Below are 17570 nucleotides of genomic sequence, written 5' to 3'. Positions count from 1 at the left end.
ATGCCCACGCCGCCCCAGCCCACGCCCGCGCCCACGCCGATCAGCCAGGGCCTGATCGACAGCTTCATCGATGCCCTGTGGCTGGAAGACGGCCTGTCGCAGAACACGCTGGCGGCCTACCGGCGCGATCTGACCCTGTTCGCTGGCGCCCTGGCTCAGCAGGGGCTGTCGCTCGACGGGGCTGGCGAGACGCACATCCAGCACTACTTTGCCCAACGCCACGAGCAAAGCCGGATCACCACCTCCAACCGGCGGCTGACCGTGCTGCGCCGCTATTTCCATTGGGCCCTGCGCGAGCGCCACATCACCGCCGACCCCACCCTGCGCCTGCAGGCGGCGCGCCAGCCCCTGCGCGTGCCCAAGACCCTCAGCGAAGCCCAGGTCGAGGCCTTGCTGGCCGCGCCCGACACCGGCACCCCCTTGGGCCTGCGCGACCGCGCCATGCTGGAGCTGATCTACGCCAGCGGCCTGCGGGTGTCCGAACTGGTGGGCCTGCGCCTGCATGAAGTGGGCCTGGCCGAGGGCGTGCTCAAGGCCCAGGGCAAGGGCGGCAAGGAGCGCCTGGTGCCCTTCGGCGAAGTGGCCCGCGACTGGCTGCAGACCTACCTGGCTGAGGCCCGCCCGGCCATCCTGGGCGGGCAGCTCAGTGACGATCTGTTTGTCACCCAGCGTGGGCAGGGCATGACCCGGGCCATGTTCTGGGTCATCGTGCGCAAGAATGCCGAGCGTGCGGGCATCCGGGCTCCGCTGTCGCCGCACACGCTGCGCCATGCGTTTGCCACCCACCTGCTCAACCATGGGGCCGACCTGCGTGCCGTGCAGATGCTGCTGGGGCATGCCGACATCTCGACCACCACCATCTACACCCATGTGGCCCGCGAGCGCCTGCGCCAGCTGCATGCCCAACACCACCCGCGGGGCTGAGTGGCCTCGCCTTGGAGTTTTCATGTCTCAGACCTCACGTCGTCAATTCCTGGCCCTGTCCGCTGCACCCGGCCTGCTGCCGGCTCTCAGTTGGGCCCAGAGCCCGGCCAGCCCCGCCTGGCCCAGCCGCCCGGTGCGCCTGCTGGTGGCCTACCCGCCCGGGGGCGTGAGCGACGTGGTGGCCCGCCTGCTGGCCGAGCGCCTGCAAGGGCCGCTGGGCCAACCGGTGGTGATCGAGAACAAGGCTGGCGCGAGTGGGGCGATTGCCATGGACGCGGTGGCCAAGTCGGCCCCCGATGGCTACACCCTGGGCTTCAGCGCCATCAGCCCGCTGACCCTGAGCCCCCACCTGGGCAAGCTGCCCTATGACCCGGCCCATGACCTGGTGCCGGTGGTGAATGTGATGGCCTCGCCCGTGCTGCTGCTGGCCACGCCCGGCTCGGGGCTGGCTGATTTTGCGGGCCTGCTGGCGCAGGCGCGCAAGCAGCCGGGGCAGGTGCGTTGGGCCACGGCCGGACAGGCCTCGCTGGGGCACATCATGCTGGAGCAGCTGCGTGCGGCGGCCCAGGTCGACATCACCCACGTGCCCTACAAAGGGGGCGGGCAGCAGATGACGGACGCCTTGAGCGGCCAGTTCGAGGTCTTGTCGACCAACGCCAGTGCCGCCGTGCTGCAGCATGTGAAGAGCGGGCGCCTGCAGCCCTTGGCGGTGGGCGCGGCCAGCCGACTGGAGGCCTTGCCCAAGGTGCCCACGCTGGCCGAACTGGGCTACCCCGCCGCCAACCTGGCTTCGCAGTTCGGGCTGCTGGCACCGGCCCGCACGCCGGCCGCCGTGGTGGAGCGCATCAATGCCGAGGTGAACCGGGTGCTGGCCCAGCCCGAGGTGCGCAGCCGGCTGCTGGCCAGCGAAAATCTGCCCGCAGGGGGCAAGGCCAGTGATTTCGCCCGCCTGATCGCCCAGGAGTCGGAGGCCAACGCCCGCATCATCCGGCAGGCGGGCATCAAGGCGGAGTGAGTCGGGGCGACCGCTTGCATGTGATCGCCAGTGGTCGCAAGGGTCGCCAGGCGCTCAGTCGTTGAGCGACTCGGCCCAGTCCAGGGCCTGCAGGTGGGCCCAGTTGACCTGGCGGTTGGACAGGTGCAGCTCGGTGGCCACGCGCGCAAACACCGCGTCGTCACCCGATTCGCAGGCAATGGTCAGCTCCAGGAAGGGCCAGAACACGCCGGTCTTGTTCAGCAGGGCATCGATCACGTTCTGCGGCAGCGAGACCGTTTGCAGCGCCTTGTCCAGCGAGATGCCCAGCATGGTGTCGAGCAGGGAGAACACGCCCACGATGAAGGCGTTGTCGCACTCCTCGGCCGGCAGCAGTTCGGCCGCCAGCAGTTCCATCAGGCGCCCACGCACCACGGCGGTGGTGCCCACGGCGGGGGGCGCTCCATCCTTGGAGGTGGTGAGCAGCAGGGCCGCCCAGCGGAACAGCTTCTTCATGCCCAGCATCATCACGGCATGGCGGAACGAGGTGACCTCGACCTGCAGCCCGAAGCCGGCCGAGTTGATGAAGCGCAGCAGGTTGAAAGACAGGGTGGGGTCTTTCTTGAGCAGATCTTCGATCTCGCCCGCATCGGCCTGTTTGCGCACCAGATTGATCAACTGGATGATGGTGGCCTGTGAGGGGCGGATGGTCTTGGCCTGCACCAGCGAGGGCTTGGCGAACCAGAAACCCTGGAACAGCTTCACGCCCAGCTTGGCCATGCGCTCGAACTGTTCGGCCGTCTCCACCTTCTCGGCGATCATCTCGGCCTTGGTGTTGGCGCGGGCGAACTTGATCAGGGGCTCGGCCAATTCGGGCTTCAGGATGTTCATCTCGATCTTGATGAACGAGGCCAGGGGCAGCCATGAGACATAGGCCCGGCGCAGCATCATGTGAGGGAAGGCGAGACGGAAGCCGCGTTCCCGCAGGTCTTTCAGAATCAGGGCCCGCTGCTCGATCAGCTCCACATCGTCGGTCGGCATGGGGGGCACTTCCAGCACCACTTTCTCGGGGCTGATCAACTCCAGGTGGCCGCCGGCCAGGCTGTCGTGGGTGCAGTTGATGAACACTGTCTTCTTGCCCACCAGGGCTTCGGTGCCGGCGTAGGACAAGGCATTGAACAGCAAGGCCGCGTCGCTGGCCGCAGTGTGGCTGGCGCCCCGGGTGGAACGGTCAAAAAGCTCGTAGCCATACACGGCACGGTGTTCGTCGACGATGGCCTGACGCGCGATCACCGAGGCGTTTTCGTCTTCGGCGGGGTTGCCTGCGTCGCTGTCGGCGATTTTGTCCAGCGGAGACAGGTTGCTGTCTCCCAGCGTGGCCTCATTGGAACTCATGGGGTTTCCTTCCTGCTTTGATCTGTGTCGAGCCCGTGTCGGCGGGGGGGCGGTCAGGCCTCATTGACCATCTGGTCGGCCCAGGCCAGGGCCTGCAAATGCGCCCAGTTGGCTTGCTGGCCACTGAGCTTGAGGGCCTGACAGGCCTGGTTGAAGCGCACTTCGTCGCCCAGCTCGCAGGCCTCTGCCAATTCCAGCAGGGGGGCGTAGGGGCCTTCCTTGCGCAACAGCACGTTCATCACGCTCTGCGGCAGGGTCAGGGTTTCCAGGGCCTGTTCCAGCGGCACGCCCAGCATCACGTCGAGCAGCGAGAAAATGCCCACCACGAAGGCGTTGTCGGCGTCTTCGGGGCTCAGGGCCTGTTCGGCCAGCAATTCCATCAGGCGCCCGCGCACCACGGCCATGTTGCCGATGGTGGCCGGCGAGCTGTCAGCGCGGGTCGCGGTGAGCAGCAAGGCGGCCCAGCGGAACAGCTTCTTGAGGCCCAGCAGCATGACGGCCTGGCGGAACGAGGTGACTTCGCGCGCATAGCCGAAACCGGCCGAGTTGATCAGCCGCAGCAGGTTGAAGGCCAGGCCAGCGTCTTTCTTCAGCACTTCCTCGATCTCATCGGTGCTGGCCTGGTTGCGCACCAGTTTCAGCAACTGCAGGATGTGGGCCTGCGAGGGCGAGACCATGCGGGTCTTGACCAGGGTGGGGCGGGCGAACCAATAGCCCTGGAACAACTGCACGCCCAGGCTGGAGACGCGGTCGTACTGCTCGGCGGTTTCCACCTTCTCGGCGATCAGGGCCGCATCGGTGCTGCGGCGGGCCGTCTTGACCACCTCTTTGAGGTCGCTGTTGGCGATCAGGGCCAGATCGAGCTTCAAGAAGGTCGCCAGCGGACGCCACAGCGCATAGGCCGGCTCCAGCACATACTGACCAAAAGCCAGGCGAAAGCCGCGTTGGCGCAATTGCGCCAGGATGGGCAGCCGGTGCTCCACGTTCTGGGGGCTGGCGTCGTCCAGCGGCGGAATCTCCAGCACCAGGCGTTCGGGGTTGACCAGGTCCAGGTGGCCACCGGCCAGGCTGTCGTGGGTGCAGTTGACGAACAGGAACAGCTTGCCGAACAGGTCTTCTTCGCCCACATGCGACAGGGCATTGAACACCAATGACACGTCCGTGGCCGCGGTGTGGTCACCGGAGGCCTGGCTGCGGTCGAACAACTCGTAGCCCACGACCTTGTGGGAGGCATCAACGATGGCCTGACGGGCGATCATCGGCGCCTGGGTTTGTCCGTTTGCCGCGGAGGGGGGCACGCCAGCGGGGGTGGCAGTGTTCGGACGTACAGCAGTCATGTTGGGAAGCCTTTCACGGCCGCTATTTTAGGGATGAACGGAGCGTATGGGCCTCTAAACGGATTTCCGCTCAGCGGTTTATCCGCTTTGCAACCATTCCATCTCGATTTCCGTGAACCCTGCCGCACGCCGGGCCTGGTCGTTGAAGGGCGGGCGCATGCGCGGGGCCTCGTGGCGACGTGTCAGTTCGGGGTAGAGGGCGACCGGGTCCAGGCCTTGGCGCTCACACAACCAGCGGTACCAGTGGTTGCCAATGGCCACATGGCCGACCTCGTCGCGCAAGATGATGTCCAGCACGGCCACGGCCTCGAGCGCATCGGGGGTGCCGATGCGCCGCAGCTTGGCCTGAATCAGCGGGGTGGCATCCAGACCCCGGGCTTCCATGGTGCGGGGCACCAGGGCCATGCGCGCCACGATGTCGTCCGCGGTGCGTTCACACATGGACCACAGCCCCTGGTGGGCCGGAAAGTCGCCATAGTCCCAGGCTTGCCCGTTGTGGGGCATGCCTTGCAATTGCGCGCGCAGCAGCTCGAAGTGGTAAGCCTCCTCGCGCGCCACCCGCAGCCAGTCGGTGTAATAGGCCGCCGGCATGCCGGCAAAGCGCCAGACCGCATCGAGCGCCAGGTTGATGGCATTGAATTCGATGTGGGCAATCGAGTGCAACAGAGCGGCCCGCCCCTCCACCGTGCTGGGCGAGCGCTTGACGACTTCGGTGTGCTTGACCAGGGGCGGGCGGTCGGGGTGGCCGGGCAGCGAGGCGCCTGAGGGGGGCTGCAGACGTGCCTCCACGTCCAGCACCAGCGCAGGGGCCTGCTCGTGCAAGGCCACGGTGGCAGCCACTTTTTGGGCCGGATCGGTGAGGCACAAGACCTCCAATGCACGTTGACGTAGCTCCATCTCTACAATTCTAGGCTGCGCGGCTGGGCATGCCCGGCACTTGATGGCCGACAAAGCGGCCCCAAATGGACCCACTGGAGACAATGAATGGCAGTGTATGAACTCGACGGGGTGGCCCCGGAAGTGGCCGAATCGGCCTGGATTGCAGACAGCGCCCAGGTGATGGGCCGGGTCAGCGTAGGGCCGGACGCCAGCGTCTGGTTTGGCACGGTGGTGCGGGGCGATACCGAATCCATCACCATCGGTGAGGGGTCGAACATCCAGGACGCCAGCGTGCTGCATGCCGACCACGGCAAGCCGCTGGTGGTGGGGCGCAACGTGACGGTGGGCCACCAGGTCATGCTGCATGGCTGCACCATCGGCGACGAGTCGCTGATCGGCATCGGTGCGGTGGTGCTCAATGGGGCGCGCATCGGCAAGAACTGCCTGGTGGGGGCCGGCTCGCTGGTCACCGAGGGCAAGGAGTTTCCGGACGGTTCGATGATCATCGGCAGCCCGGCCAAGGCGATTCGCCAGCTCAGCCCCGAGCAGATTGAAGGGCTTCGCCAGAGTGCGAAGCATTACATCGACAACGCCCGCCGTTTCAAGGCGGGTCTGCGTCGCATCGACTGAGCCCCCGGGCTTGTTCGAGGTGGCGATTTTCAGGATTTTTTTGCGTGTCTGAACTTCATAAATTTCTCTTTGATGGCCTGCCGGTGCGCGGCATGATCGTGCGCCTGACGGATGCCTGGACCGAGGTCCTGGCCCGGCGCGCCGCCAATTCGGCCACCGGGGCCTACCCGGTGCCGGTGCGCGAGCTGCTGGGTGAGATGGCCGCGGCCAGCGTGCTGATGCAGTCCAACATCAAGTTCAATGGTGCGCTGGTGCTGCAGGTGTTTGGCGACGGCCCCGTGCGTGTGGCCGTGGCCGAAGCCCAGCCCGACCTCAGTCTGCGCGTGACGGCCACCCTGGTCGGCGAGGTGCCTGAAGACGCGCGCCTGAGCGAGATGGTCAATGTCCACAACAAGGGGCGTTGCGCCATCACCCTGGACCCCAAGGACAAGTTCCCCGGCCAGCAGCCTTACCAGGGCGTGGTGCCCTTGTTCGACGACCACGGCCACAAGCTCGAAAAGCTCAGCTCGGTGCTGGAGCACTACATGCTGCAAAGCGAGCAGCTCGACACCTGCCTGGTGCTGGCAGCCGACGACAAGGTGGCCGCCGGCCTGCTGATCCAGCGCCTGCCGCTGGAAGGCGAGGGCAATCTGGCGGGCAGCCTGCGCTCGGCCGCCAACGAAGACGAGATCGGCCTGAACGAGCACTACAACCGCATCGCCCTGCTGGCCGGCAGCCTCAAGCGCGAGGAACTGCTGACGCTGGATGTGGACACCATCCTGCGCCGCCTGTTCTGGGAAGAAAAAGTGGTGCGCTTCGAGCCCCTGCAGGGTGACACCGCGCCGCGCTTCGCCTGCAGCTGCAGCCGTGAACGCGTGGGCCAGATGATCCGTGGCCTGGGCACCGAAGAGGTTGAAAGCATCCTGGCCGAGCAGGGACAGATCGAAGTGGGCTGTGAGTTCTGCGGCCAGCAATACCATTTCGACGCGGTGGACGCGGCCACGCTGTTCACGCGCGATGAGCACCATCTGGCCCCGGGCACCAAGACGGTGCAATAAAGACATTGCACCGGATGGGTGCCTGTTGCCCCTGAAACGCCCCTTGATGGGGCGTTTTGCTTTCAGGGCCCGCGTGGCAGCAGCCCCGAGAAGAGCTTGTGCTCGCAGGCACCGTCGCTGCAATGCTCGCAGCGCCAGGGCCGGTTCAGCACCTGTTCGTCACGCAGGCTGGCGATGCGTTCGAGCAGGCGCTCGCGCCCCGGCAGCCTGGGCAGTCGGGTCAGGGGCAGCAAGGCGTTTTGCAGGCGGCGCTCGCCCGTGCCGTACACCACCTGGTAGGGCAGGTGGTGCTTGCTCAGGGCCTGCCGCAGCCGGGCGTCCACCGGTTCACGCACCTGGGGGCCATCGCGCTGCAGGCCGTCGGCCACCCAGGGCAGGTCCAGGCCGGTCAGCAGGGTCAGGGCATAGCCTTGCTGGTGGCGCGCCGCGTCGGCGTACAGGCGGGTGTCCTGGAACAGCAGGTCGCTGTACACCGCCGTCATCAGCGGGGTGGTGTCGGCCAGCACCAGGGCTGCGTCACGGGCGGCGGCGATCACGCGCCGGGCCTGCTCCTGGGCGATGGCCGATTGTTCCTCGGGCAGGGGGGTGCGGGCTTCGCGTTCGCACCATTCGCGCAGGTACTCGGGCACCACGGCGCAGGCGATGCCGCAGTCGTTCAAGGCCTGGCCCAACGCCAGGCTGAGGGCGGTCTTGCCGGTGCTTTCAGCGCCCAGCAGGGCCACGCGCAGCGCGGTTTCAGCCATGGGCCTGGCCCGCTGTCTGGGCTTGGCCTTGCGGCCCCTGCTGATGTCTCCAGGCCCGCCAGCCCACCACGCTCAAGGCGCTGAACAGGGCGTACAGCACGGTGGTCAGCCACAGGCCCTTGTAGGCAAACAGGCCGATGCAGACCAGGTTGACGATCAGCCACACCAGCCAGTTCTCGGTCAGCTTGCGCCCCAGCAGCACCTGGCCGACCAGGCTGGCGGCGGTCGGGAAGGCGTCCCACAAGGGCACGTCGGAGTCGGTGTAGCGCTGCAGAAACCAGCCTGTCAGCGGCCACAGGGCGGCACAGGCCAGCACCACGCCCAGGCGCCCGCGTGCACTCAGCGAACTGATGCGCAGGGCCTGGCGGGGGGCGCCGCCGTCTGAGGTTTTGCCGCCTTGCAGCCATTGCGACCAGCCCCACAGGGCCAACACGGCAAAAAAGGCCTGCAGCAGGGCATCGCCATACAGGCGGCTGCGCCAGAACAGCAGCAGGTAGAGGGCCGAACTCAGCATGGCCAGCGGCCAGCCCCAGTGGATTTCGCGGATATTGCAGGCCACCATGGCGAGTGCCAGGCCGAAAGCGACGACCTCAAGCCAACTGGTGGAGGCGCCCCAGAGTTCAAACGCGGTGGTGAACAGGGCATCCATGGAGAAAAGGCGCCGCAGCCATCAGGCCGGGCGCTTATTTGGTGATCTGGACGAAGATCTCGTTGGGCTTGACCATGCCCAGCTCGATGCGGGCACGTTCTTCGACCATGGCCAGCCCCTCCTTGAGGTCGTTGACCTCGGAGGCGAGCTGGTCGTTGATGCGCTGGGCCGCCGCGTTGCGGGCCTGCTGCTCGTCGATCTTCTGTTGCAGGCTGGCGACGTTGGGAATACTGCCGCGGCCCAGCCAGAGCTGGGCGTGCAGCAGGCCCAACATGGCCAGCAGGATCAGCGGAAGCAGGCGAAGGCCCATGGCGGTATCAGCACATCATGCGCAGTGGTGGTCAGCGCAGATTGTAGAAGGCAGCACGGCCCGGGTAGACGGCGATGTCGCCCAGGTCTTCTTCGATGCGCAGCAGCTGGTTGTACTTGGCGATGCGGTCGCTGCGGCTCATCGAACCGGTCTTGATCTGGCCGGCGTTGGTGCCCACGGCGATGTCGGCAATGGTGGAGTCTTCGGTTTCGCCCGAACGGTGCGAGATCACGGCGGTGTAGCCGGCGACCTTGGCCATCTCGATGGCCTGGAAGGTTTCGGTCAGGGTGCCGATCTGGTTGATCTTGATCAGGATCGAGTTGGCGATGCCCTTGTCGATGCCTTCCTTCAGGATCTTGGTGTTGGTCACGAACAGGTCGTCACCCACGATCTGGACCTTCTTGCCCAGGCGTTCGGTCAGGTGCTTCCAGCCGTCCCAGTCGCCTTCGGCCATGCCGTCTTCGATGCTGATGATGGGGTACTTGTCGCACCAGGTGGCCAGGATGTTGGTCCACTCTTCGGCCGACAGCACCAGGCCTTCGCCTTCGAGGTGGTACTTGCCGTCCTTGTAGAACTCGCTGGCGGCGCAGTCCAGGCCCAGGGCGATCTGTTCGCCGGCCACGAAACCGGCCTTGTCGATGGCTTCGAGGATCAGCTGGATGGCGGCCTCGTGGCTGGCCACGCTGGGGGCAAAGCCGCCTTCGTCGCCCACGGCGGTGCTCATGCCCTTGTCGTTGATGATCTTCTTGAGGGCGTGGAACACCTCGGCACCGTAGCGCACGGCTTCACGGAAGGTGGGGGCGCCCACCGGGATGATCATCAGCTCTTGCAGATCGAGGTTGTTGTTGGCGTGCGCGCCGCCGTTGATGACGTTCATCATCGGCACCGGCAGTTGCATGCCGCCCATGCCGCCGAAGTAGCGGTACAGGGGCAGGCCCGATTCCTCGGCGGCAGCGCGGGCCACGGCCATGGACACGGCCAGCATGGCGTTGGCGCCCAGGCGGCTCTTGTTGTCGGTGCCGTCCAGGTCGATCAGGGTCTTGTCCAGGAAGGCCTGCTCGGAGGCGTCCAGGCCCAGCACGGCCTCGGAGATCTCGGTGTTGATGTGCTCGACGGCCTTGAGCACGCCCTTGCCCAGGTAGCGCGACTTGTCGCCGTCGCGCAGTTCGATGGCTTCACGGCTGCCGGTGGAGGCGCCCGAGGGCACGGCGGCGCGGCCCATCACGCCCGATTCGAGCAGAACGTCGCATTCGACGGTGGGGTTGCCGCGGCTGTCCAGCACTTCACGGCCGACGATGTCTACGATTGCACTCATGTTGTCTTCTTTCAATACAAAACAAAAACGGTCTGCAGTCAGGGGGCTCAGACCCCTTCAACCACGATCATGCGCATGATGGCCGCGCCCTCGCGGGCCGCACGGGCCTTCCCGTATTCGGGCGAATCATAAAAGCCCCGGGCAGCAGCCACATTGGCGAACTTCAGGATGACCAGGCGCTCGGGCGCCCAGTCACCTTCCAACACCTCGACCTGACCACCGCGCACGCACACTTCGGCCTGGTGGGCCTGCATGGCGGCGGTGGACCATTGGCGGTACTCGTCGTACTGCGCGGCGTTGGTGACCGTGACGTTGGCAATGATGTACGCACTCATGCGAAATCCGCCTCCAGGAAGGGATTCTTTTTGGTGACCAAATCCAACGCCAGCAAGGTCTCGAGCAAGGCCTTCATGCGCTTGAGCGGCACGGCGTTGGGGCCGTCGCTCAGGGCTTCGCTGGGGTTGGGGTGGGTCTCCATGAACAGGCCGGCCACGCCCACCGCCACGGCGGCACGGGCCAGCACCGGCACCATTTCACGCTGGCCACCCGAACTGGTGCCCTGGCCGCCCGGCAGCTGCACGCTGTGGGTGGCGTCGAACACCACCGGCGCACCGGTCTCGCGCATGATGGCCAGGCTGCGCATGTCGCTGACCAGGTTGTTGTAGCCGAAGCTGGCGCCGCGCTCGCAGGCCATGAAGCTGTCTTCGGGCAGGCCGGCATCGCGGGCGGCGGCGCGGGCCTTGTCGATCACGTTCTTCATGTCGTGGGGCGCGAGAAACTGGCCCTTCTTGATGTTCACCGGCTTGCCCGACTGGGCCACGGCGCGGATGAAATCGGTCTGCCGGCACAGGAAGGCCGGCGTCTGCAGCACATCGACCACGGCGGCCACGGCCGGGATCTCGGCTTCGCTGTGCACATCGGTGAGGATGGGCACGTTCAGCTCTTTCTTCACCTTGGCCAGGATCTCCAGGCCGCGCTCCATGCCCGGCCCCCGGAAACTGGTGCCCGAGGAGCGGTTGGCCTTGTCGTAGCTGCTCTTGAAGATGAAGGGGATGCCGAGCGCCGAGGTGATTTCCTTCAGCGTGCCGGCGGTGTCCATCTGCAATTGCTCGGACTCGACCACACAGGGCCCGGCGATCAGGAAGAAGCGTTGGTCAAGACCGATGTCGAAGCCGCAGAGTTTCATGGTGTTTCCCAGGCCGTTCAGGCCGCAGTCTTGTGGTCCAGTGCCGCCTTGATGAAGGCGTTGAACAGCGGGTGGCCGTCCCAGGGGGTGGATTTGAACTCAGGGTGGAACTGCACGCCCATGAACCAGGGGTGCACGCTTTGCGGCAGCTCGACGATTTCGGTCAGGTGCTCGCGCTGGGTCAGGGCCGAGATCACCAGGCCGGCATCGCGCAGCTGGTCCAGGTAGTTGACGTTGGCCTCGTAGCGGTGGCGGTGGCGCTCGGTCACCACGTCGCCGTAGATCTTGTGGGCCAGGGTGCCGGGCGTCACGTCGGAGCTCTGGGCGCCCAGGCGCATGGTGCCGCCCAGGTCGGAGTTCTCGTCACGCTTCTTGATGGTGCCGTCGGCGTCCTTCCACTCGGTGATCAGGGCGATCACGGGGTGCGGCGAGTCGGGTTCGAATTCGGTGCTGTTGGCATCGGTCAGTCCGGCCACGTGACGCGCGTATTCGATGGTGGCGACCTGCATGCCCAGGCAGATGCCCAGGTAGGGCAGCTTGTGCTCGCGGGCGTACTGGGCCGCGCAGATCTTGCCTTCGACACCGCGCTTGCCGAAGCCGCCCGGCACCAGGATGGCGTCGTACTGGCCCAGGCGCTTCACGTCCTGCGGGGTAATGGTTTCGGAGTCGACGTAGTCGATCTTCACCGCCACATGGTTCTTCATGCCCGCATGGCGCAGCGCCTCGTTGAGCGACTTGTAGCTGTCGGACAGATCGACGTACTTGCCCACCATGGCGATCTTGACTTCGCCCTTGGGGTTTTCGGTTTCGAACACCAGGTCGTCCCAGCGCTGGAGCTTGGTCGGCGGCGTGTTCAGGCGCAGCTTGTCGCAGATCAGGCCGTCCAGGCCCTGCTCGTGCAGCATGCGGGGCACCTTGTAGATGGTGTTCACGTCCCACATGGAGATCACGCCCCATTCGGGCACGTTGGTGAACAGCGAGATCTTGGCGCGCTCGTCTTCCGGGATGCGGCGGTCGGCACGGCACAGCAGGGCGTCGGCCTGGATGCCGATTTCGCGCAGCTTCTGCACGGTGTGCTGGGTGGGCTTGGTCTTGAGCTCGCCGGCGGCGGCGATCCAGGGCACATAGGTCAGGTGCACGAAGGCCGCGTTGTTCGGGCCCATGCGCAGGCTCATCTGGCGTGCGGCTTCCAGGAAGGGCAGCGACTCGATGTCGCCCACGGTGCCGCCGATTTCGACGATGGCCACGTCGACTTCATCCGGGGTGCCGATGCCGGCGCCGCGCTTGACGTATTCCTGGATCTCGTTGGTGATGTGCGGGATCACCTGCACGGTCTTGCCCAGGTAGTCGCCACGGCGTTCTTTTTCGAGCACCGACTGGTAGATCCGGCCGGTGGTGAAGTTGTTGGCCTTGTTCATGCGCGTTTCGATGAAACGCTCGTAGTGGCCCAGGTCGAGGTCGGTCTCGGCGCCGTCATCGGTCACGAACACTTCGCCGTGCTGGAACGGCGACATGGTGCCCGGATCGACGTTGATGTACGGGTCGAGCTTGATGAGAGTGACTTTGAGGCCTCGCGATTCGAGGATCGCGGCGAGGGAGGCTGAGGCGATTCCCTTGCCCAGGGAAGACACCACACCGCCGGTGACGAAGACAAATTTGGTCATGTCGGGGGGTCGGGAGCAGTTGTCCCGGGAGGTGGTAAACGGAGATTATAAAGGTGCCGCCGGTGCGACACCTTCATGCAGCAGGGGTGACTTGGCTGGGGTCTGCAGCGCAAACCCGCCAGCCAGCGATTGTCGCAGGTGCTGCACCAGGGCGCTGACGGCTCTGGGCACGTGGGCCGAATAAGGGCGAATCGCGTACAGCTGCCGGGCAAACGGGCCGGCATTGGCCCAGTGGGCCAGCACCTGCACCAGTTGCCCGTCGCGCAGGCCGGCCTGGGCGCTGAAGTCGGGCAGCAGGGCGATGCCGATGCCGGCCAGGGCGGCATCGCGCAGGGCCTCGCTGTTGTTCGCCGCCAGGGGGCCGGCCACCGGCACAGTCACCCGCTCGCCAGGCAAACCGGGTGCGCCGGAGGGGCTTTGGGGGGTGGGCGTTTCGAAGGTCCAGGTGGGCGTGTCGCCACGGCGCGGGTAATGCAGGCAGTCGTGCTGGCGCAGGTCTTCGGGGTGGCTGGGCGTGCCGCGCCGGGCCAGGTAGGCGGGGCTGGCCACCAGCACCGAGCGGGTGGGGCACAGGTTCCAGGCCACGTGGGTTTCCGGCACGTGGTCGCTGTGGCGGATCGCCAGGTCCAGCCCTTCCATGGCCAGCGAGGCCATGCGGTCTGACATGTCCAGTTCCAGCCGCACCTCGGGGTACTGCTGCAAAAAAGTGGCCAGGCGGGGCACCAGTTGCTGGCGGGCCAGGGCCACGGGGGCGGTCAGGCGCAACAGACCGCGCGGGGTGCCGGCCAGATCGCGCACGCTGGCAAAGCTGTGGGCGATGGCGTTAAAGGGGGCTTTGGTGTCGTCCACCAGGCGCTGACCGGCCTCGGTCAGGCGCACGCTGCGGGTGGTGCGCTGCACCAGGGGCACCCCGGCGAGCTTTTCCAGCTCCGACACGCGCTGGCTCATGGCCGCTTTGCTCACGCCCAGCCGGGCGGCGGCGGCGGTGTAGCTGCCTTGCTGGGCCAGCACGCCCAGCCAATGCAGGTGCCCCCAAAGGGTGTGGATTATTTGGTCGTCCATGGCTGTATTGTTCACCAATCCGAACAATGAGTTCAGCGGCCGGTGCTAGGCAGGGGCTGGGGGGCTGCCTAGACTGCAGCTCTGAATTTCACTCTTTCAACAGCGAGGCACCATGAGCCAGACCCTTTCTTCCGCCGACGTCGGTCATTACATCGGTGGCGCCGCCACGGCAGGCGTCAGCACCCGCCGCCAGCCGGTCTACAACCCCGCCACCGGTGAAGTGGCCCGCCAGGTGCTGCTGGGCAGCACGGCCGACGTGGCCGCCGCCGTGGCCGCCGCGCAGGCCGCCTTCCCGGCCTGGTCCGACATGCCGCCGATCCGCCGCGGTCGCGTGATGTTCAAGTTCCTCGAGCTGGTCAACCAGCACAAGGACACCCTGGCCCGCATGATCACGCTGGAGCACGGCAAGGTGTTCACCGACGCCCAGGGCGAAGTCAGCCGCGGTATCGACATCATCGAGTTCGCCTGCGGCATTCCCCAGTTGCTCAAGGGCGACTACACCGAGCAGGTGTCCACCGGCATCGACAACTGGACGATGCGCCAGCCCTTGGGCGTGGTCGCCGGCATCACCCCCTTCAACTTCCCGGTGATGGTGCCGATGTGGATGTTCCCGGTGGCCATCGCCGCCGGCAACACCTTCGTGCTCAAGCCCAGCCCGACCGACCCGAGCGCCAGCCTGTTCATGGCCGATCTGCTCAAGCAGGCCGGCCTGCCGGACGGCGTGTTCAACGTGGTGCAGGGCGACAAGGAAGCCGTGGATGCGCTGCTCGAGCACCCCGATGTCAAGGCCGTGTCGTTTGTCGGCTCCACCCCGATCGCCAACTACATCTACGAAACCGGTGCCCACCATGGCAAGCGCGTGCAGGCCCTGGGCGGCGCCAAGAACCACATGGTGGTGATGCCGGATGCCGACATCGACCAGGTGGTCGACGCCCTGATCGGCGCCGGCTATGGCTCGGCAGGCGAGCGCTGCATGGCCATCTCGGTGGCGGTGCTGGTGGGCGATGTGGCCGACAAGGTCATCCCCAAGCTGCTGGAGCGTGCCAAGAGCCTGAAGGTGCTCGACGGCATGAACCTGGACGCCGAAATGGGCCCCATCGTCACCGGCGCGGCCCATGCCCGCATCAGCGGCTACATCGATTCCGGCGTGAAGGAAGGCGCGCAGTTGCTGCTGGACGGCCGCAACTTCGACGGCAAGGTCGCCGGCCCCGGCTGCGACAAGGGCTTCTGGCTGGGCGGCACCTTGTTTGACCATGTCACGCCCGACATGAAGATCTACAAGGAAGAAATCTTCGGCCCCGTGCTCTCGTGTGTGCGCACCAAGGACTTTGCCGAAGCCGTGAAGCTGATCAACGACCATGAGTTCGGCAACGGCGTGAGCTGCTTCACCCGCGACGGCAACGTGGCCCGTGAGTTCAGCCGCCGCATCCAGGTGGGCATGGTCGGCATCAACGTGCCGATCCCGGTGCCCATGGCCTGGCACGGCTTTGGCGGCTGGAAGAAGAGCCTGTTCGGCGACATGCACGCCTATGGCGAAGAGGGCGTGCGCTTCTACACCAAGCAAAAGAGCGTGATGCAGCGCTGGCCCGAAAGCATCGGCAAGGGCGCCGAGTTCGTGATGCCGACCGCCAAGTAAGCGGCAGTCGTCCACTCCACGCGCAGGCCACCTTCGGGTGGCCTTTTTGATGGCCGCCCGTGTGACCCGAAGGGCGCTGCCAGTCTGCTACATTGCCGCATTCTTTGCCAACCGGGCCCGCTCCGCCGGGCCCTTGTCACCATGGACCTCCAGGGAAAACACATTGTGCTCGGCCTCACCGGCGGGGTGGCCTGCTTCAAATCGGCCGAACTCTGCCGCGAGCTGATCCGCCAGGGCGCCACGGTGCAGGTGGTGATGACCGAGGCCGCCTGCCAGTTCATCACGCCGGTCACGATGCAGGCCCTGTCGGGCCGGCCGGTCTACACCTCGCAGTGGGATGGCCGCGAGGCCAACAACATGCCCCACATCAACCTCAGCCGCGAGGCCGATGCCATCGTGCTGGCGCCTTGCAGCGCCGACTTCATCGCCCGCCTGGTGCAGGGCCGGGCCGATGAGCTGCTGAGCCTGCTGTGCCTGGCCCGCCCGATCGAACGCGTGCCCCTGCTGGTGGCCCCGGCCATGAACCGCGAGATGTGGGCCCACCCGGCCACGCAGCGCAATCTGGCCCAGTTGCAGACCGACGGGGCTGTGCTGCTGGGCGTGGCGCGGGGAGACCAGGCCTGTGGCGAAACCGGCGACGGGCGCATGCTCGAGGCGCTGGAGATCACCGAAGAAGTGATTGCCTTCTTTCAGCCCAAGACGCTGCGCGGCCAGCGGGTGCTGGTCACGGCGGGCCCCACCTTCGAGGCCATCGACCCGGTGCGCGGCATCACCAACCATTCCTCGGGCAAGATGGGTTTTGCCATTGCCCGGGCTGCCCGCGAGGCCGGGGCCGAGGTCACGCTGATCGCCGGCCCGGTGCACCTGCCCACCCCGCGCGGGGTGCGGCGCCTCAACGTGGTGTCGGCGCGCGACATGCTGGCCGCCACGGTGCCGGCCAGCGAGCAGGCCGATGTGTTCATTGCCACGGCGGCCGTGGCCGACTGGCGTCCAGCCAGCGCCAGTGACCAGAAGATCAAGAAAGACGGCTCGGGCCAGACGCCCCAACTGAGCTTTGTCGAGAACCCCGACATCCTGCACACCGTGGCCCAGGGCGATCGGGCCCGCAGCGGGGGCCTGTATTGCGTCGGCTTTGCGGCCGAGAGCCACGACCTGGTGGCCCACGCCCAGGCCAAGCGCGCGCGCAAGGGTGTGCCGCTGCTGGTGGGCAACATCGGGCCCACGGCCTTCGGGCAGGACGACAATCAGCTGCTGCTGGTGGATGCGAATGGCGTCCAGGAACTGCCCCGGGCTTCCAAGCTGGCGCTGGCGCGTCAATTGGTGGCCGAGATTTCCCGCCGCAAGGCCTGTTGAAGCCTGTCGAAGGCTGTTGAATTTACCCAATGAACATCGACGTCAAGATCATCGATCCGCGCATGGCGGAGCAACTTCCGGCCTATGCCACCCCGGGCAGCGCCGGCCTGGACCTGCGCGCCTGCCTGGCTGAGCCGCTGACCCTGGCACCCAACGCCTGGCAGCTGGTGCCCACGGGCATTGCTATCTGGCTCAAGGATCCGGGTTATGCCGCCATGATCCTGCCGCGCTCGGGCCTGGGGCACAAGCACGGCATCGTGCTGGGCAATCTGGTCGGGCTGATCGACAGCGACTACCAGGGCCAGTTGATGGTCAGCGCCTGGAACCGCAGCGATGTGGCCTTCACCATCGAGCCCATGGAGCGCATCGCCCAGTTGGTGATCGTGCCGGTGCTGCAGGCCACTTTCAACGTGGTGACCGAGTTTCCGCCCACCCAGCGTGGCGAAGGTGGCTACGGTTCCACCGGCAAGGGCTGAA

18 protein-coding genes are annotated in these 17570 nt (G+C 66.4%); 7 read left to right on the top strand and 11 right to left on the bottom strand.

What is annotated here, in order from left to right; all coding sequences use genetic code 11:
- Both xerD and L880_RS0119855 read left to right on the top strand, forming a co-directional pair.
- Nucleotides 1-924, top strand: coding sequence for a site-specific tyrosine recombinase XerD (xerD, locus tag L880_RS0119860; protein WP_051443449.1), 924 nt, complete (start codon nucleotides 1-3; stop codon nucleotides 922-924).
- A 22-nt stretch (nucleotides 925-946) separates the two neighbouring features.
- Complete coding sequence (locus L880_RS0119855) at nucleotides 947-1939, top strand: Bug family tripartite tricarboxylate transporter substrate binding protein (protein ID WP_027477159.1); 993 nt, start codon at nucleotides 947-949, stop codon at nucleotides 1937-1939.
- A 54-nt stretch (nucleotides 1940-1993) separates the two neighbouring features.
- On the opposite strand, the gene L880_RS0119850 is transcribed toward L880_RS0119855, so the two are convergent.
- From L880_RS0119850 to L880_RS0119840, 3 genes are all read right to left on the bottom strand, one after another.
- A complete protein-coding gene (locus L880_RS0119850) occupies nucleotides 1994-3292 on the bottom strand; it encodes an EAL and HDOD domain-containing protein (RefSeq protein ID WP_245615262.1) in 1299 nt (432 codons plus the stop codon).
- A gap of 53 nt (nucleotides 3293-3345) precedes the next feature.
- Nucleotides 3346-4629, bottom strand: a complete 1284-nt coding sequence (locus L880_RS0119845; protein WP_027477157.1) for an EAL and HDOD domain-containing protein — start codon at nucleotides 4627-4629, stop codon at nucleotides 3346-3348.
- 78 nt (nucleotides 4630-4707) lie between these two features.
- Nucleotides 4708-5526: a ferritin-like domain-containing protein gene (locus L880_RS0119840; RefSeq protein ID WP_027477156.1), complete on the bottom strand. Its 819-nt coding sequence runs from the start codon at nucleotides 5524-5526 to the stop codon at nucleotides 4708-4710.
- Nucleotides 5527-5613: 87 nt separating this feature from the next.
- On the opposite strand from L880_RS0119840, the gene L880_RS0119835 reads away from it, so the two are divergent.
- A complete protein-coding gene (locus L880_RS0119835; protein ID WP_027477155.1) occupies nucleotides 5614-6138 on the top strand; it encodes a gamma carbonic anhydrase family protein in 525 nt (174 codons plus the stop codon).
- A gap of 44 nt (nucleotides 6139-6182) precedes the next feature.
- Nucleotides 6183-7175 carry an Hsp33 family molecular chaperone HslO gene (gene hslO, locus L880_RS0119830; protein WP_027477154.1) on the top strand — a complete coding sequence of 331 codons (993 nt, stop codon included), beginning with the start codon at nucleotides 6183-6185 and terminating at the stop codon, nucleotides 7173-7175.
- Nucleotides 7176-7237: 62 nt separating this feature from the next.
- On the opposite strand, the gene L880_RS0119825 is transcribed toward hslO, so the two are convergent.
- The 8 genes from L880_RS0119825 to L880_RS32960 are packed head-to-tail and all read right to left on the bottom strand — an operon-like array spanning nucleotide 7238 to nucleotide 14104.
- On the bottom strand, nucleotides 7238-7918 hold the full coding sequence (locus L880_RS0119825) for an AAA family ATPase (protein ID WP_027477153.1): 681 nt from the start codon (nucleotides 7916-7918) through the stop codon (nucleotides 7238-7240).
- Nucleotides 7911-8567 (bottom strand): nicotinamide riboside transporter PnuC, encoded by a 657-nt coding sequence (gene pnuC, locus L880_RS0119820; protein WP_027477152.1) that lies wholly within the window; start codon nucleotides 8565-8567, stop codon nucleotides 7911-7913. The genes L880_RS0119825 and pnuC overlap by 8 nt, the downstream gene beginning before the upstream one ends.
- Nucleotides 8568-8601: 34 nt before the next feature.
- Nucleotides 8602-8877, bottom strand: coding sequence for a cell division protein FtsB (gene ftsB, locus L880_RS0119815; protein WP_019574287.1), 276 nt, complete (start codon nucleotides 8875-8877; stop codon nucleotides 8602-8604).
- Nucleotides 8878-8908: 31 nt separating this feature from the next.
- Nucleotides 8909-10192: a phosphopyruvate hydratase gene (eno, locus tag L880_RS0119810; RefSeq protein ID WP_027477151.1), complete on the bottom strand. Its 1284-nt coding sequence runs from the start codon at nucleotides 10190-10192 to the stop codon at nucleotides 8909-8911.
- Nucleotides 10193-10239: 47 nt separating this feature from the next.
- Nucleotides 10240-10527 carry a DUF1330 domain-containing protein gene (locus tag L880_RS0119805; RefSeq protein ID WP_027477150.1) on the bottom strand — a complete coding sequence of 96 codons (288 nt, stop codon included), beginning with the start codon at nucleotides 10525-10527 and terminating at the stop codon, nucleotides 10240-10242.
- Nucleotides 10524-11378 (bottom strand): 3-deoxy-8-phosphooctulonate synthase, encoded by an 855-nt coding sequence (gene kdsA, locus L880_RS0119800; protein ID WP_027477149.1) that lies wholly within the window; start codon nucleotides 11376-11378, stop codon nucleotides 10524-10526. Before kdsA ends, L880_RS0119805 begins: the two co-directional genes overlap by 4 nt.
- 17 nt (nucleotides 11379-11395) lie before the next feature.
- A complete protein-coding gene (locus L880_RS0119795; protein WP_019574291.1) occupies nucleotides 11396-13042 on the bottom strand; it encodes a CTP synthase in 1647 nt (548 codons plus the stop codon).
- 45 nt (nucleotides 13043-13087) lie between these two features.
- Nucleotides 13088-14104: a LysR family transcriptional regulator gene (locus L880_RS32960; RefSeq protein WP_043330031.1), complete on the bottom strand. Its 1017-nt coding sequence runs from the start codon at nucleotides 14102-14104 to the stop codon at nucleotides 13088-13090.
- A gap of 112 nt (nucleotides 14105-14216) precedes the next feature.
- On the opposite strand from L880_RS32960, the gene L880_RS0119785 reads away from it, so the two are divergent.
- From L880_RS0119785 to dut, 3 genes are all read left to right on the top strand, one after another.
- A complete protein-coding gene (locus L880_RS0119785) occupies nucleotides 14217-15740 on the top strand; it encodes a CoA-acylating methylmalonate-semialdehyde dehydrogenase (protein ID WP_027477148.1) in 1524 nt (507 codons plus the stop codon).
- Nucleotides 15741-15881: 141 nt separating this feature from the next.
- Nucleotides 15882-17093, top strand: a complete 1212-nt coding sequence (gene coaBC, locus L880_RS0119780; protein ID WP_027477147.1) for a bifunctional phosphopantothenoylcysteine decarboxylase/phosphopantothenate--cysteine ligase CoaBC — start codon at nucleotides 15882-15884, stop codon at nucleotides 17091-17093.
- Between the two features lie 29 nt (nucleotides 17094-17122).
- Complete coding sequence (dut, locus tag L880_RS0119775; protein ID WP_027477146.1) at nucleotides 17123-17569, top strand: dUTP diphosphatase; 447 nt, start codon at nucleotides 17123-17125, stop codon at nucleotides 17567-17569.
- Nucleotide 17570 lies beyond the last annotated feature (1 nt).

The sequence above is a fragment of the Curvibacter gracilis ATCC BAA-807 genome (assembly GCF_000518645.1).
GTDB classification, from domain to species: Bacteria; Pseudomonadota; Gammaproteobacteria; order Burkholderiales; family Burkholderiaceae_C; genus Curvibacter; species Curvibacter gracilis.
This window is presented reverse-complemented; position numbering and strand designations above follow the sequence as displayed.